A 13,978-nucleotide genomic window follows, 5' to 3' on the forward strand; every position below is an offset into this window, starting at 1 on the left:
GACCCCTTGGCGAACGTTGCGAGAAGGTGAAGTCGTTACCAGGATCGGTAAGGCAGGAACTTGCCATTGAGGGTCACCAACACGCGGTCACCCTTGGGGTCTTCGATCTTGTCGACGTGCATGGAGAAGTCGATGGCGCTCATGATGCCGTCGCCGAATTTTTCCTGGATCACATCTTTCAGGGTCGGCCCGTAAACGCCTACCAGTTCGTACAGGCGATAGATCAGAGGGTCTTGGGGGATCGCCTGATCCCAGCCCTTGGTCGGGAAAACTGTCATCGCGGTCGCAACGTCGTCACCCAATTCCAGCGCCTGACAGAGTCTCGCTGCCACATCTGCCGGTGCGCTGTTCATCCCGTAACACACCGAAGCGACCCAGACCGGGGCTTTTTTGCGCTGCGTCGGCGAGGCTGTCCCAGTTCAGATTCAGACGGGCCTTGGCGGCCATGATGGTGTGGTGCATTTCGATTTTGTTCATGGGCAACTCTCTTTCAGTGAAGTGAAAGAGGCGGGTGCTCCGCCTCCACTGCAGGGTCTATAGCGAGAGTCGTGCCAGTTTATTTTCTGCTCTTAACTCATTGATATTTAAGTTAAATAAATCGGAGATTGGCGCTTTTGGTTGTAACGATTTTTCGTTAATAACGAAATATGGTTAAATAAATACGATATTTCGTAATTATTGCTCCGTTTTTACGGTGGGTAGACCATGATCGCTGGCTTTCAGGATGATGCAATCGATCGCGCCTCGCAGGCGATGCTGGTGGTCGATCCGCGAACTGATTCGATGCTGCAGGCGAACACTGTCGCCCTCGAACTGCTGGGGTGCATGCCCGATGAACACTCCCCGCTGCGCTTCAGCCATTTCCTCGGCGAGGGTCTTTCGTTGTGGGTGAGCTTCAGCGATGAGGTGCTGACCCAGGGCCAGGCGTGGTCCGATGATCTGGTGCTGATTGACTTGAGTCGCCGCCAGCATCCGGTGGAAGTGAGCGCGAGTGCGTTGGCCGGTGGCCACCGCATCCTGTTCACGATCCAGCGTCGCGATGTGCTCGAAACGCGGCGCAATCGCTCTGAAGCACGCCGTCAGCACCGTCTGGGCCATGTCGGCTGGGAGCGGATTTCCCAGGTTTTCGAGCGCATCGAGCAGCAGAACCGATTGATCCTCGGTGCAGTAGGCGAGGGCATCTACGGGCTCGATGCCAAGGGCCAGACCACCTTCATCAACCCCGCGGCCGAACGCATTCTGGGGTGGAGCGCCGCCGACATGGTGGGCCACGATGCGCACCAATTGTTCCATCACAGCCATAGCGATGGCAGCTGCTTTGCGGTACAGGAATGTCCGATCCACGCGTCGTTCAGCGACGGCCAGGTGCACCGGGTCGATCACGAGGTGTTCTGGCACAAGAACGGCGAGGCGATTGCCGTCGAATATACCAGCACGCCGATTTTCGAAATGGGTCGCCTGGTGGGAGCGGTGGTGCTGTTTCGGGACATTCGCGAGCGTCAGCGCGCAGAACAACGCTTGCGGGAGGCGCTCAACGAAGTCGAACAGCTCAAGCAACGCCTGGAGGTGGAAAATCAGTACCTGCAGGAAGAGATCAAGGCTGAGCGCAACCACCATGAAATCGTCGGCGAGAGCCCGGCGGTCCTGCACTTGATCCGCCAGATTGAACTGGTGGCGCCGACCGATGCCAACGTTCTGATCAATGGCGAGTCTGGCACCGGCAAGGAGCTGATTGCCCGGGCGATTCACGCGAGTAGCCGGCGTGCTGACCGCCCGCTGATTCGTGTCAACTGCGCGGCAATCCCCAGGGACCTGTTCGAGAGCGAATTTTTTGGCCATGTAAAAGGTGCCTTTACCGGGGCGGTGAATGCACGCATGGGGCGTTTCGAGCTGGCCGACGGCGGTACGCTGTTTCTCGATGAGGTGGGAGAAATCCCCCTGGAGTTGCAGGGCAAGTTGTTGCGCGTGCTCCAGGATCAACAGTTCGAGCGTGTCGGCGACAACGTCACGCGCGCGGTGGATGTGCGGGTCATCGCCGCGACCAACCGCGATCTGCGTGCGATGATCGCGGCGGGTGGTTTTCGCGAGGACCTGTATTTTCGCCTGAACGTGTTTCCTGTTCGCTCGGTGCCACTGCGCGAACGAATCGACGACATTCCCCTGTTGGCCAGCCACTTTTTGCGGCGGGCATCATTGGCGTTCAACAAACCAGGTGTACGTCTGCCATTGGCCCAGGTTGAATTACTCAAGCGTTACCCGTGGCCTGGCAACATCCGTGAGCTGGAAAATGTGATCGAGCGACAGATGATCGTTTCCCAGGATGGTCGTTTGCATTTTGACGACCTGATGGCTTCCGGGGCGCGGGTTCCGGCGCCTGTACGCGCAGAGCAGGCCGCGGCGGGTGAGCCGGTTGCCGATGAGCTGCTCCAACTGCAACTGCGAGCCAATACACTGGCGATGCTCAAACGCACGGGTGGCAAGGTGTCTGGTGAGGGCGGCGCGGCGCAGTTGCTGGGCGTCAAACCCACTACCCTGGCGTCGAGGCTGCGCAAGTGGGGGATTGATCCCAGGGATTACAAGCCGGGACGGACGCGCCAGACGGATTAACCTGAGTGAGCTCACTCGCGACAGTCGTCAACGATAAAACCGGGAGCCTGATATCCCACGACGTCCCAGTTTACTGTTGACGATCTTCACGCGTATGCCAAAGGCGCAAAGGTAAAGGGTGGCGTCCGCAATTGCATAGCGAATCTCATAGTGCCCGACCAGGATTCTGCGCACATCACGCGGGGGGAACTCTTCCAAATGTTCACCAATGCGTGGGTTGCTCAATAGGGCGGTCGGCGCGGCCGTGAGCTGCTGAAGCGTGCGAGCTGGTGCGGGTTGGTTCACCGCTGCCAAAAAATCATAAAGGCGGGCAAGATCGGACAGTGCTTTGCTCGTCCAACTCAGCTCCATCAATGTGGCACCGGCAGCGGCTTATCCGTGCTGAGGCTTTCGGCCCAGGCCTGGACAGCCTGATGGTCGATCACGCGGCCGGCATCCACGTCGGCCAACGCTTCGCGGGTCAGGCGACTGCGCTCTTCCTCCTGATCAAGCCAATCGGAGAGGGCTTGCTTGACGATCCAGTTTTTTGACCGCTCCAGACGTTCGGCTATTTGATCAACGCGTTCTGCCAGCTCTACAGGGACATGAGCCGTGACGGATCGGGTTTTCGCGGTGACGGTCATTTTTGACTCCTTGGACAGACACTCATGAATCAGGCTATCCATCTTTCCTCATCGCTTATTCATTTTCAATCGCAGTGAATAATATCGCGTCATTCAATGATGAATGGCAGAGGGCAGACAGTTGCTCTCATTAGATCCAAGGGGTCAGCACAACGACCGCCACCGGCAGCGCCACACTGGCCAGCAAGGTTTGACTGGCGATGATCCCGGCCATCAGCGGTGCGTCGCCACCCAGTTGTCGCGCCATGATGTAGGACGATGAGGCTGTGGGCAGCGCCTGGAACACCAGGGCGGCGATGGCGGCGTTGCCGTTCAGCCCGGCGATGCGGCAGGCAAACAAGGTGACCACCGGCATCAGCAGGAACTTGAACGCGGACGAGTAGGCCACCGGTCGCACCCAACTGCGCACGGAACCCGGTTCCAGGGCCGCGCCAACGCAGAGCAAACCCAGCGGCAATGAGGCCATGCCCAATGCCTTCATGGCCGGTTCTATCCCGGCGGGCAGGCCCAGTCCAAGTGCCTGAAGCGATATTCCGCCGATGCAGGCCAGCACCAGCGGGTTGAGCGCCACTTGCCTCAACACCTTGGCTGCGGACATTCGACCGCCTGCACCGTATCGGGCGAACACCAATACGCACAGAATATTCACCGTTGGCACGATGGCCGCATTGGCTACCGCTGCCAGTGCAATGCCCTGGGCGCCGAACAAGCCGGCGACCGCCGAAACACCCACGTAGTTGTTGAAGCGCACACCGCCCTGGAAAACGGACGTAAACGCCGGATCGTTGGCTCCAAGAAAACGCCGTGCGCCAACCAGCAGCGCGGCCACGGTCAGCGTCGAAAACACCAGCGCCGTGATCATGCCCTGGACCGGCACGTCGTTCAGTTTCGCGGTCGCAAGGCCGTGCACAAACAGTGCGGGCAGCAGCACGTAATAACCGAGGCGTTCGGCCTGAGCCCAGAAGGTATCTGCCAGGAACTGGCTGTGCTTGAGCCAGGCGCCGAAGCCGATCAGAACAGCGATGGGCACCAGCGCCCACAACAATTCGCTGATCATGAGCGCGCCTGTTCAGTCAGTGGCGAGGGTTCGATCAGGCGAGGAGAGCGGTTGCGAGCGTACATGGGACCTGCCGTTGGCATTTGGACAGGTACACGATAAGAAGCCAGAGCCAGAAATAAAATCGATTAAAAATCCATCGATCAACAAGTATTTCTCATGGGTGGTCAGCTCACGGTCTGCTGCTGAATCACTTTTGCCAGTGCCACAGCCAGCCGGGCGCGGGGTCGGTCCTCACGTTCGAGCAGCACCACGCGACGCGTACGCTGAGGTGAACCAAAGGCCTGGATTTCAAGGTGTCTGAGTTGTTCGAGGTTGCGACTTGAAAGGGGCACCACGGCTACGCCCAGCCCCTGGGTCACCATCTGGATAATCGCTTCCTGGCTGTCCAGCTCCATCGTGGTCTGCACGCGCAGACGCATGCGCCGCAGTTCTCGTTCAATGGTGCGCCCCGCCCAGGCACGACGATCAAAACGAATGAACGGCTGCTGCTCCAGCAACTGCCGGGTGTGAAGTCCCGACAATGTAGAAGGGGCAATGATCCAGAACCCTTCTTCATACAGGGTGGTACTCACCAGACCGTAGGGGTGAGGTTTCACCGGTTCGGTGGTGATGGCCACGTCGATATCGCCAGCCTCAAGCCGGGTCGCGAGTTCCGCGGACATGCCGGAGGCCACGGTAATGCGCAGATGAGGATGCTCGGCACCCAGGGCGGCCAGCGCCTGGGGCAGGATGCTGGTCAATGCCGTGGGGATGACGCCCAATTTCAACCGGCCACGCAATTCATTATCGCCGCCGATTTCCGTCGCGATGCTGTCGTAGAGCGCGATGATTTCCCGGGCGCGCTCCACCGCCACATGGCCGGCGTCGGTCAGGACCGGCAGGCGGCGCGAGCGGTCGAAGAGCGAGGTGTTGAACGTTTCTTCCAGTGACTTGATGTGCAGGCTCACGGCCGACTGTGTGAGGTGCACGCTCTGCGCCGCCTGGACGAACGAGCCGTGTTGAGCGATGGCCAGCAGGGTACGAAGCGCGCGTAAGGACATGGGGCAAGACTTGTCGGCGGAGTGTGTCGTCGATTCTGTCAGAGCCGGGCGCGACAGACGACAGGCAAAGTGCACTAACCGTTCGTCCATTGCCGGGCACTTGCCATGGAGGGCCGTCTCTCACGTTTAAGCGCGGAGGTCCCGCGCACCTGAACGGAGAGCGAACATGGACATTGACGAGAATGCACCCGGCAACCGGTCGCAGCAGGATGTGACCCGCACCACGGATAACGAAACCGGGCACAATCCCAGCAAAGACGAGTCCGAGGTGCCGCTGCCACCGGATGACGAAGCGCCGCTCGAAGAAGACATGTCGGACGTCGACGCCACCAATTCGGTGTCCAGCGAGCATCCAGAGCCCCGCTGACGGGTGTCTTCAGCTCACGTCAGCGACATCCCGCCATCAACCAACAGTTCGATGCCGTTAACGTACGCGCTTTCTGGCGATGCGAGGTAAAGCGCCGCGCGCGCCAGTTCTTCAGCTTCACCCAGGCGCCCGGCCGGGATCATGTCACCGAGCATTTTCAGGAAGTCCGGGCGCTGCTCGTCTGACACACCCAATTTGCCAATGATCGCCGTATCGACCGGGCCTGGGCTGAGCACGTTGACGCGGATGCGCCGTGCGCGCAGTTCCAGCGCCCAGCTGCGGGCGAAGGCAGCGATGGCGGCTTTGCTGCCGGCGTACACCGCATGATTCTCCAACACTTTGGTGGCAGCCAGTGAACTGGTCAGGATAATGCTGGCCCCGTCATGCAGCACCGGTGTGATCGACTGGACGCCAAAGAACACGCCGCGCGTATTGATGTTGAACTGGGCGTCATAGACGTCCGGCGAAACCTGATCGGACGCCTGCAAGGTGATGACTCCGGCGTTGGCCATGTAGATGTCCAGCCCACCAAAGCGTTGCCTGACCTCGGCGGCTACGCTGTCATGATGTTCCAGGCTGGCCACATCGCCCTCGATGGCAATGGCGCCGTGGCCGATGGTTTCAATGGCCTGCTCCAGAACCGCCTTGCGCCGACCGGTGATGATCACCTGGGCGCCTTCCTGTGCGAAGAGGCAGGCGGATGCCAGGCCGATCCCGCTGTTGCCCCCGGTGATGACTGCTACTTTGCCTTCGAGGCGCTTCATACGCTGACTCCGATCATGGTTGTTTCGGCGTATTATCCGGCGCGGGTTTTCTGCAACCAGTCCTGAACAAGGCACATCAGTTGTGCTTCGGAGTCACAAGATGTCCAGCCTGTTGAGCCAGTCGAGCAGCCTCATCGCCTTTGTCCAGGTGGTGGAGGCGGGGTCTTTCAGTGCCGCGGCGCGCATCGCTGGCACCACGCCTTCGGCGATCTCCAAAGGCATCGCGCGGCTGGAGAAAAAGCTCAACGTCACCCTGTTCCGGCGCTCGACCCGAACCCTCAGCCTGACCCCCGACGGCCATCTGTTTTTCGAGCGCGTGGCGCCATTGCTGCGTGCGCTGGAGGACTCCGAGGATGCGATTCGGCCCACCGGAAACGTGCGCGGCCATCTGCGCGTGAGCATGCCCAGCGAGTTGGGGCGCTTGTTGCTGCCCAGGATTGGCGAGGCGTTTCTGGTGGATCATCCGCAGGTGGATGTCGACCTCAACCTGCTGGACCACCACGTCGACCTGATCAGTGAAGGCTACGACGTGATTTTCCGGGTGGGATCGCTTGGCGACAGCAATCTGCGGGCGCGCACGCTGGCGCACTTGAACATGGCGTTGGTCGCGTCTCCCGACTTCCTGCGCGAGCGAGGTAATCCCCGCGCGATCGATGATCTGCGCAACCTGCCTTTCGTGCGTTATCAATTGAACGGACGGACACTGCCCATCGTCTTCGCCAGCGGCGAAACGCTGCTGCCCAAGGGGCGAATCGGCCTGGATTCGGGCTTTGGCTTGCGCACGGCAGCGCTCGATGGAATGGGCGTGGCGTACTTGATGCGCTGCATCGTCCAGCAGGATCTCGAGGAAGGGCGGCTGGTGCAACTGCTGCCGGAGCAGGCGCTGCCGTCGCTGGAGCTGCATGCGGTGCACGCGTTTGGTACCAACACGCCGATCAGGGTCAAGCTGTTCACGGATTTTGTGCAGGGCGAGGTCAGGCGGCTGGCAGCGCAGTCATCCTCCCCACCCGCCGGCAGGGAGGCAGGGGGAGGTTGAACCTATGCCAATGAATATCGCAATATATAAAACTATATAGCGCTAGCCGGCGCTTCTTGCGAAAGGAATCACTCATGACAACAGCGGCTCACTCCAGAGAAGCGGTGGGAGAGCACTACTCGCTGGAATCGATGCGCTATGCGCAACAAAGGACCTGGCAGGCCATCAATGAAATCGCCCGGGTCATCACGCCCGGCATGATCGAGTCCGAAGCCGTGGCACAGGGCAAGCGTGTGCTGGCGGAACTGGGCATGGACCGCATCTGGCACCCGCTGTTGATCCGCTTCGGTGCCAATACGCTCAAGACTTTCAAACAGCGCTCCGACGGCGATCCGGTGCTGGGTGACGACGATATTTTCTTCATCGACATGGGCGTGGTCTGGCAAGGCCACGAAGGTGACGCCGGGACGACGTTCACCACCGGGGCCGACCCGCAGATGCGCGCCTGTGCTGGCGCTGCGAAAACGCTGTTTGATCAGGTCGAGAGCTTCTGGCGCAGCGAGCGGGTGTGCGGCGTGGCGCTTTACGACTTCGCTCGGGCCCAGGCGCAGAGCATGGGCTGGAAGCTCAACCTAGACATCAAGGGCCACCGCGTCAGCGATTTCCCCCATGCGATCTATCGCGGTGGTGACCTGGGGGATTTCGCCGAATGCCCCAATACAGGCCTGTGGATTCTGGAGATCCAGCTTGCCCACCCGGATCTGCCTTACGGTGCGTTCCACGAGGACCTGTTGATCTGAAGGCCCTGCCTAGGGGTCACGCCACCCTGCAAATCCAACGATGATCATGCCGATACGGTGCCCGAATGAACACGACATCGGCGACCAGTGTCATGCCGCGTTCCTGCAAGGCTTCGGTCAGTTGTACGAGTGTCTCTGCTTCGATAGTCATGGCTATTACCTCGTCAGATTTCCTGCGTGCATAATTCTTGACCGGACGGACAACCCGCTAATTCAATTTTTCTAACAGTGCGATTGAAGCAGGCCGAGTCTGCCGGGGCAGGTCAGGCGGGTTGGCCGGAGCGGGTCAGTGGCAAGTTCAGCCAGCGCCGTCCGGTCGCATTCGCCACGGCATTGCCGATCGCGGCAGCCATCGGCCCCTGCACGATTTCGGCGGCGCCCAGAAAAGGTTGGCCGGGCTGATCGAGCAGGTGCACGTCGACTTTTTTCGGCACCTGGGAAAATCGCAGGATCGGGTAACCGCTCCAGTCGTAACTGCGGATACCCCCGGCGTCATAGGCCACTTTTTCGTACAGCGTCCAACTGGCGGATTGGAGTATCCCGCCTTCTACCTGGTTGCGCAGGCCGTCGGGGTTGACGATTTGGCCGACGTCGACCGCCGTCACCACCTGATCGATCTGGATGTCGCCGGTCTGCGGATGCACGTGCAAGCGCACCGCAAGCGCGCAATAGCCCATGATGTTTTTGTAGCGGGCGAACGCGAAACCGATACCGGCACCCGGTTCATTGCGCTTGTGCGGCCAGCCGATGGCGTCGCGCACCCGTTCCACTACCGCCCGTGCCCGCGGGTCCGCCAGATGATTCAGGCGCAAAGCGACCGGATCGATTCCAGCCTTGTTGGCCAATTCATCCATGCAGGCCTCGATGGCGAAAATGTTGATATGTGCACCCAGCGAGCGCATCGCCGAGGTGCGAAAGGGCATCTCGGTGACGAAGTTCATATCGATGCGGGTGGAGGCCAATGTGTACAGCGGCACGGCGTTGCGATCGCCGTCACCTTCGGGCTGGGCGATGGGGATCGACGGGGCCGAGGTGAAGGGGCGCGCCAGCAATCGCGCCGGCAACAAGCGGCCCGCATTGACGATGCGTTCGTTGTGCGGCGTGGTCCACAGTTCGTAGTTCCAGTCCTGCAAGCGACCCTGCGCATCGAGATTAGCCCGCACTTCGCCGATCATCGCCGAGCTGTAGGGCTCCCAGAGATTTTCCTGCTCGCGCATCCATTGCACCCGCACCGGCGTGCCCGGCATTCGCATGGCAATCAGCGCGGCGTCGGCCGCAGCATCGTCGGCGCCATTGTGGCCGTAGCAACCGGAGCCTTCGGCGTGGATGCAGCGCACGCGCTCAGGTGGGAGCCGGACCATTTCCGCAATGCCCGCGCGCAGGGGATAGACGCCTTGGGTGTGGGTCCAGACCGTCAACGTGCCGTCCTTGAACCAGGCCACGGCGCAGGAAGGGCCGATGGAGCCGTGCATCAGGTACTGCTTGGTCACTCGGGCTTGGTATGCGCCGTCCGTGACAGCCTGGGGCGTGCCCTCATGGCTGATTGGGTAACGGCGCGACGGCAGGTGTTCGAGCAAGGTGTGAATGTCGCGGGCCTCGGGGATTACCTGCCCGCCGCTCCAGCGTGCCGATTCATAACCGCTGCGCATCGCCTTGATCGCTTGCCATTCGTCACGGGCCACCACGGCCAGGTAATTGCCGTCGCGCATCACCTCGACAACACCGGGCAAGGCCTTGATCGAGCCGGCATCGAAGGCCAGCAGTGTGGAGCCTGGGCGCGGCGGGCGAATGACCCGGGCGTGCAGCATGCCGGGCAGACGGATGTCCTGAACGAAGGCAGGGCCACCGCTGACCTTGGCCGGAATGTCCAGGCGTTGCAGCGAATGACCGATCAACTTGAAGGTTGCGGGCGGCATGCTGGGCGATTCGGATTTGGCGTAAAGGTGCAGATCGACGTTCCTGACGGCGTCGGCGTACGTCATCCGCAGCCCGCTGGGGCCGTGTATGACCCCATCGGCCGTGGTCAGCAACGCTGCGGCGACGCCCCAGCTGCGACCGGCCGAATCCATCAGCAACTCACGGACTTGCGCCGCCGCGTTGAACAACGCGGTGCCACTGTCGAAAATGCTGTGGCTGCCGGCGGTGTAGCCCTCGTTGGGGGTCAGCGCGGTGTCGGCGGTCAGCAGGGTGATGGCGGTCGGCGCCACTTCCAGGCGTTCAGCGGCAATTTGCAGCAACGCGGTTTTAACGCCCGTGCCCAATTCGACCTTGCCGGTGTAGACGGTGATGCCGTCATGACCGATGCGAATCCACGCATCGAGGTAGGGGTTGGTGCGCAGGCTGCCGGGCAAGTCCGGCGCCAACACCACCGTGCCCAGGGTATCGACTTCGGTATCTGCCCAGGCACGGCGCGCGGCGGGCATCAGGGTAAATGCCATCAGCAAGGCGCCGCCGCGCAGGAAGGCTCGGCGACTGGGGTTGTGTGCGTTGGCCTGGGTCATGCTGCGCTCCTGTTTTGCGCGGCGACCAGGCCGATCGCCTCGATGATGCGCAGGTGGGTGCCGCAACGGCACAGGTTCACCGACATGTGCTCGCGAATGGTCTGCTCGTCCGGTTGTGGGTTGTGTTCCAGCAATGCCTGTGCGCGCATCAGCATGCCGGCGATGCAGTAACCGCATTGCGCCGCCTGCTTGTCGATAAAGGCCTGTTGCAGCGGGCCCGGTTGCTCGGCAGAACCCAGGCTTTCAACGGTGCGCACCTCTTTGCCTTCAAGGCCGGCGCAAGGTGTCACGCAGGAAAACACCGGCTGGTCATCGACGATGACGGTGCAGGCGCCACACTGGCCCAGGCCGCAGCCGTATTTGGCGCCGTTGAGCCCCATGTGATTGCGCAGCGCATAGAGCAGCGGCATGTCCGGCTCCAGCTCCAATGCCTGGGCGGAACCGTTGACGTTGAGCGTGACTTGAGTCATTTCGCCTCCTGACGTATCGCTTCAAGGGTGGAAGTAAGGTCGGTCCATGGCTTATCGGGCTGGGCTTGCTGGCGCAGGTACGCCGCCAGGGCGATGAGCTGGTCATTGTTCAGGCTGGCCGCGAAGGGCGGCATCACGGGGCCGGGTTCGCCTGGGTTCGCAGGGATGCCTTCGAGCACGGTTTTCATGAAGTTGCGGGCGCTCGAACTTTGCAATGCGCTGGTGTGCGCCAGCGCCGGCCGCCCGTCAATCATCCGCATGGGCGCCGCCGAGGCATGGCAGCCCGCGCAGGCGCTGGCGAACAGCAAGGCGCCACTGTGCAAGTCGCTGGTTCCCGTACTAGCCCGATCTGGATGAACTTCGCTGACCGAGGACTCGCCTGGCAGGCTCAACAGGTAGTCGGCAATCGCCTGGGCATCACTGATCGGCAAGCGCGCAATGCTCAGGCTGACGGGACGCATCGGCCCCGCGGCAGTGCCGTGTCCCTCGACCACTTCCGCGCGCAGGTAGCGCACCAACTGATCCTGGCGCCATGGGTTGGCGCGACGGGCCATGCCCAGCAGCGAAGGCGCTTCCCAGCCATCAACGCTGCCGCCCGCGAGGTATTCACCGGATTTCTCCGCCCCGATCAGGTTCAGCGGTGAATGGCAGCCAGCGCAGTGGCCGGGGCCGTCGACCAGATAGCGTCCGCGATTCCACGACGCGGATTGCTCGGTCGCCGCCTTCAAGGGCTGGCCATGAAGAAACAGCAGGTTCCAGAACGACACCAGCGGGCGAATGTTCATCGGGAAGTTCATGTGGTTCGCCAACGCGGGCGAATCCACGGCCGGGCCGCTCATCAGGTAGGCATAGGCGTCGGCGATGTCGCCCTCGCTCATGCGCCGGTAGTGAACATAAGGGAACGCGGGGTACAGGAAATGGCCATCGCGAGCGATACCTTCACGCATCGCCCGTTCGAATGCCGGCAATGACCAGGCACCAATGCCGGTCTGCGGATCGGGGGTGATGTTGGTGCTGTAGAGCGTGCCGAAGGGTGTCACCAGCGGCAATCCGCCTGCCAGATACTGGCCACCCGGACGGGTATGGCACACCGCGCAATCGCCGGCCTCGACTACCTGGGCGCCGCGCTGAACTTGCAGGGAGTCGAACGTTTGAGGGCGTTCGATGGGGGCTATAGCGGGGCGCCACATCAACATGGCAGCGACAGACGCTCCGATGCAGGCAAGGGCCGCGATGCCGACCCACAAGCGCCTGGATGCGAGGAATCGGGCATTCATGGGCATTTGCAACGCGTGGGAACAACGGTGGATGAAGCCATCATGATCAGTTCCTAGAGCCGCCAGGGAAGGGCGCCGGTCGAAGGCCTGCGCCAGGTGCCCCCAAGGTAGAGGACGCAGCGATGCCGGAGAATTGGCAGCTTGCGCAATAGCCCGTTGCGCCATCCGCAACGCCAGAGTCGTTGCGGATGGCGCATCACTGCGTTGCCCGGGAGACGGATTCTCGGTGTCGGGCAGGCCCCGTAGCCTTGCAACCACTTTCCCCACTCATTGAGGTTTCATCATGCTTACGGGCAACCCTGCAGCAGCGGTCAAGGTCGAACAGCCTGCTTCGCTCTCCGGCCTGATGGTCGCGTTCCTGGCGTTTTGCTGTGGCGCGGTCGTGGCCAACCTTTACTACGCACAACCCATTGTCGAGTTGATTGCGCCCCAAATCGGCTTGTCCAGCGCCAACGCCAGCCTGATCGTTTCCCTCACGCAATTTGGCTACGCACTGGGCCTGTTGCTGCTGGTACCGCTGGCCGACCTGATGGAAAACCGCCGCCTGGTGGTGGGTTTTACGCTCGCGGCGAGCGTGACGCTGCTGTGCGCCGGGCTGACCCATTCGCCGTCGATGTTCCTGGTGTTTTCCCTGCTGATCGGCCTCACCTCCGTGGCGGTGCAGATCCTCGTGCCGCTGGCCGCGCACCTGGCGCCGGAAGCCACCCGTGGCCGGGTGGTGGGCAACATCATGAGCGGCCTGTTGCTGGGCATTCTGTTGTCGCGTCCGCTGTCGAGCCTGCTGGTGGAAGCGTTCGGCTGGCGTGGGGTGTTTTTCAGCGCTGCGGGCTTGATGACGGTTATTGCGCTGATCACTGCGCTGGTACTGCCGCGCCGTATGCCGACCCATCAGGCGACTTACCCCGCCTTGATCGGCTCGGTGTTTGCGCTGGTGCGTCGTCATTCGATCCTGCGTCAACGCTCGCTGTATCAGGGCCTGTTGTTCGCCAGCTTCAGCCTGTTCTGGACCCTGGCGCCCATCGAATTGATCCGTCACCACGGCTTCAGCCAGTCGCAAGTGGCGATCTTTGCGTTGGTAGGCGCGGTGGGTGCGATTGCGGCGCCGATTGCCGGCCGCTTGGCCGATGCAGGCCATGGTCGTCGCGGCACGCTGGTTGCCTTGTTGCTGGCGCCGGCCGCGTTGATGATGGGTGCGTTGCCCGGTAGCGGCTACCTGTGGCTGGTGGTGTGTGCGGTGCTGCTGGACTTCGCCGTGCAACTGAGCATGGTGCTCGGTCAGCGCGAGGTGTACGCCATCGACCCCCACAGCCGGGCCCGTTTGAACGCGGTCTACATGACCAGCATCTTCGTCGGCGGTGCCCTGGGTTCGCTGGTGGCCAGCCCGCTTTATGAACATTTCGGCTGGCAGCTGTCTGCGCTGGCCGTGGCATCGCTGCCGCTGTTGGCGCTGGTGATGTTCCTGGGGCGCAAGGCGAATGCCTGAGGCACTCAAG

The 13,978-nt window shown here is 61.8% G+C and carries 13 protein-coding genes and 2 pseudogenes; 5 read left to right on the top strand and 10 right to left on the bottom strand.

Annotated features, from left to right (window positions below):
• Positions 1 to 35: 35 nt before the first annotated feature.
• A pseudogene (cynS, locus tag AB4N33_RS05980) lies at positions 36 to 477 on the bottom strand (cyanase).
• 228 nt (positions 478 to 705) lie between these two features.
• Between cynS and AB4N33_RS05985 the strand changes: the two are divergent.
• Complete coding sequence (locus AB4N33_RS05985; RefSeq protein WP_476456701.1) at positions 706 to 2,607, top strand: sigma-54 interaction domain-containing protein; 1,902 nt, start codon at positions 706 to 708, stop codon at positions 2,605 to 2,607.
• 70 nt (positions 2,608 to 2,677) lie between these two features.
• Here the strand turns inward: AB4N33_RS05985 and AB4N33_RS05990 are convergent.
• The 4 genes and pseudogenes from AB4N33_RS05990 to AB4N33_RS06005 form a co-directional block, all read right to left on the bottom strand.
• Positions 2,678 to 2,958, bottom strand: a pseudogene (locus AB4N33_RS05990) (type II toxin-antitoxin system RelE/ParE family toxin).
• A complete protein-coding gene (locus tag AB4N33_RS05995; RefSeq protein ID WP_460124243.1) occupies positions 2,958 to 3,230 on the bottom strand; it encodes a CopG family ribbon-helix-helix protein in 273 nt (90 codons plus the stop codon). Before AB4N33_RS05995 ends, AB4N33_RS05990 begins: the two are co-directional and overlap by 1 nt.
• A gap of 130 nt (positions 3,231 to 3,360) precedes the next feature.
• Positions 3,361 to 4,287, bottom strand: a complete 927-nt coding sequence (locus AB4N33_RS06000) for an AEC family transporter (RefSeq protein WP_476456702.1) — start codon at positions 4,285 to 4,287, stop codon at positions 3,361 to 3,363.
• Positions 4,288 to 4,454: 167 nt separating this feature from the next.
• Positions 4,455 to 5,330, bottom strand: coding sequence for a LysR substrate-binding domain-containing protein (locus tag AB4N33_RS06005; RefSeq protein WP_476456703.1), 876 nt, complete (start codon positions 5,328 to 5,330; stop codon positions 4,455 to 4,457).
• Positions 5,331 to 5,496: 166 nt separating this feature from the next.
• On the opposite strand from AB4N33_RS06005, the gene AB4N33_RS06010 reads away from it, so the two are divergent.
• Positions 5,497 to 5,697, top strand: a complete 201-nt coding sequence (locus AB4N33_RS06010; protein WP_476456704.1) for a hypothetical protein — start codon at positions 5,497 to 5,499, stop codon at positions 5,695 to 5,697.
• 14 nt (positions 5,698 to 5,711) lie between these two features.
• Here AB4N33_RS06010 and AB4N33_RS06015 read toward each other — a convergent pair whose 3' ends face one another.
• On the bottom strand, positions 5,712 to 6,461 hold the full coding sequence (locus tag AB4N33_RS06015) for an SDR family oxidoreductase (protein ID WP_476456705.1): 750 nt from the start codon (positions 6,459 to 6,461) through the stop codon (positions 5,712 to 5,714).
• Positions 6,462 to 6,561: 100 nt separating this feature from the next.
• On the opposite strand from AB4N33_RS06015, the gene AB4N33_RS06020 reads away from it, so the two are divergent.
• Together AB4N33_RS06020 and AB4N33_RS06025 are read left to right on the top strand one after the other, a co-directional pair.
• Positions 6,562 to 7,497, top strand: coding sequence for a LysR family transcriptional regulator (locus tag AB4N33_RS06020; RefSeq protein ID WP_476456706.1), 936 nt, complete (start codon positions 6,562 to 6,564; stop codon positions 7,495 to 7,497).
• 74 nt (positions 7,498 to 7,571) lie between these two features.
• The gene (locus tag AB4N33_RS06025) at positions 7,572 to 8,237 is read left to right on the top strand and encodes a M24 family metallopeptidase (protein WP_476456707.1); all 666 of its coding nucleotides are present in this window, start codon (positions 7,572 to 7,574) and stop codon (positions 8,235 to 8,237) included.
• Between the two features lie 16 nt (positions 8,238 to 8,253).
• Here the strand turns inward: AB4N33_RS06025 and AB4N33_RS06030 are convergent, their stop codons facing one another.
• The 4 genes from AB4N33_RS06030 to AB4N33_RS06045 form a co-directional block, all read right to left on the bottom strand.
• Positions 8,254 to 8,388, bottom strand: a complete 135-nt coding sequence (locus AB4N33_RS06030) for a hypothetical protein (RefSeq protein WP_460141627.1) — start codon at positions 8,386 to 8,388, stop codon at positions 8,254 to 8,256.
• 112 nt (positions 8,389 to 8,500) lie between these two features.
• Positions 8,501 to 10,738: a xanthine dehydrogenase family protein molybdopterin-binding subunit gene (locus tag AB4N33_RS06035; protein WP_476456708.1), complete on the bottom strand. Its 2,238-nt coding sequence runs from the start codon at positions 10,736 to 10,738 to the stop codon at positions 8,501 to 8,503.
• Positions 10,735 to 11,208, bottom strand: a complete 474-nt coding sequence (locus AB4N33_RS06040) for a (2Fe-2S)-binding protein (RefSeq protein WP_476456709.1) — start codon at positions 11,206 to 11,208, stop codon at positions 10,735 to 10,737. The genes AB4N33_RS06035 and AB4N33_RS06040 overlap by 4 nt, the downstream gene beginning before the upstream one ends.
• Positions 11,205 to 12,485: a c-type cytochrome gene (locus AB4N33_RS06045; protein WP_476456710.1), complete on the bottom strand. Its 1,281-nt coding sequence runs from the start codon at positions 12,483 to 12,485 to the stop codon at positions 11,205 to 11,207. The genes AB4N33_RS06040 and AB4N33_RS06045 overlap by 4 nt, the downstream gene beginning before the upstream one ends.
• Before the next feature lie 283 nt (positions 12,486 to 12,768).
• Here AB4N33_RS06045 and AB4N33_RS06050 point away from each other — a divergent pair, with 283 nt between their 5' ends.
• Positions 12,769 to 13,968: an MFS transporter gene (locus tag AB4N33_RS06050; protein ID WP_476456711.1), complete on the top strand. Its 1,200-nt coding sequence runs from the start codon at positions 12,769 to 12,771 to the stop codon at positions 13,966 to 13,968.
• The last annotated feature ends 10 nt before the right edge of the window (positions 13,969 to 13,978 follow it).

Source organism: Pseudomonas sp. S1_E05 (assembly GCF_056337105.1).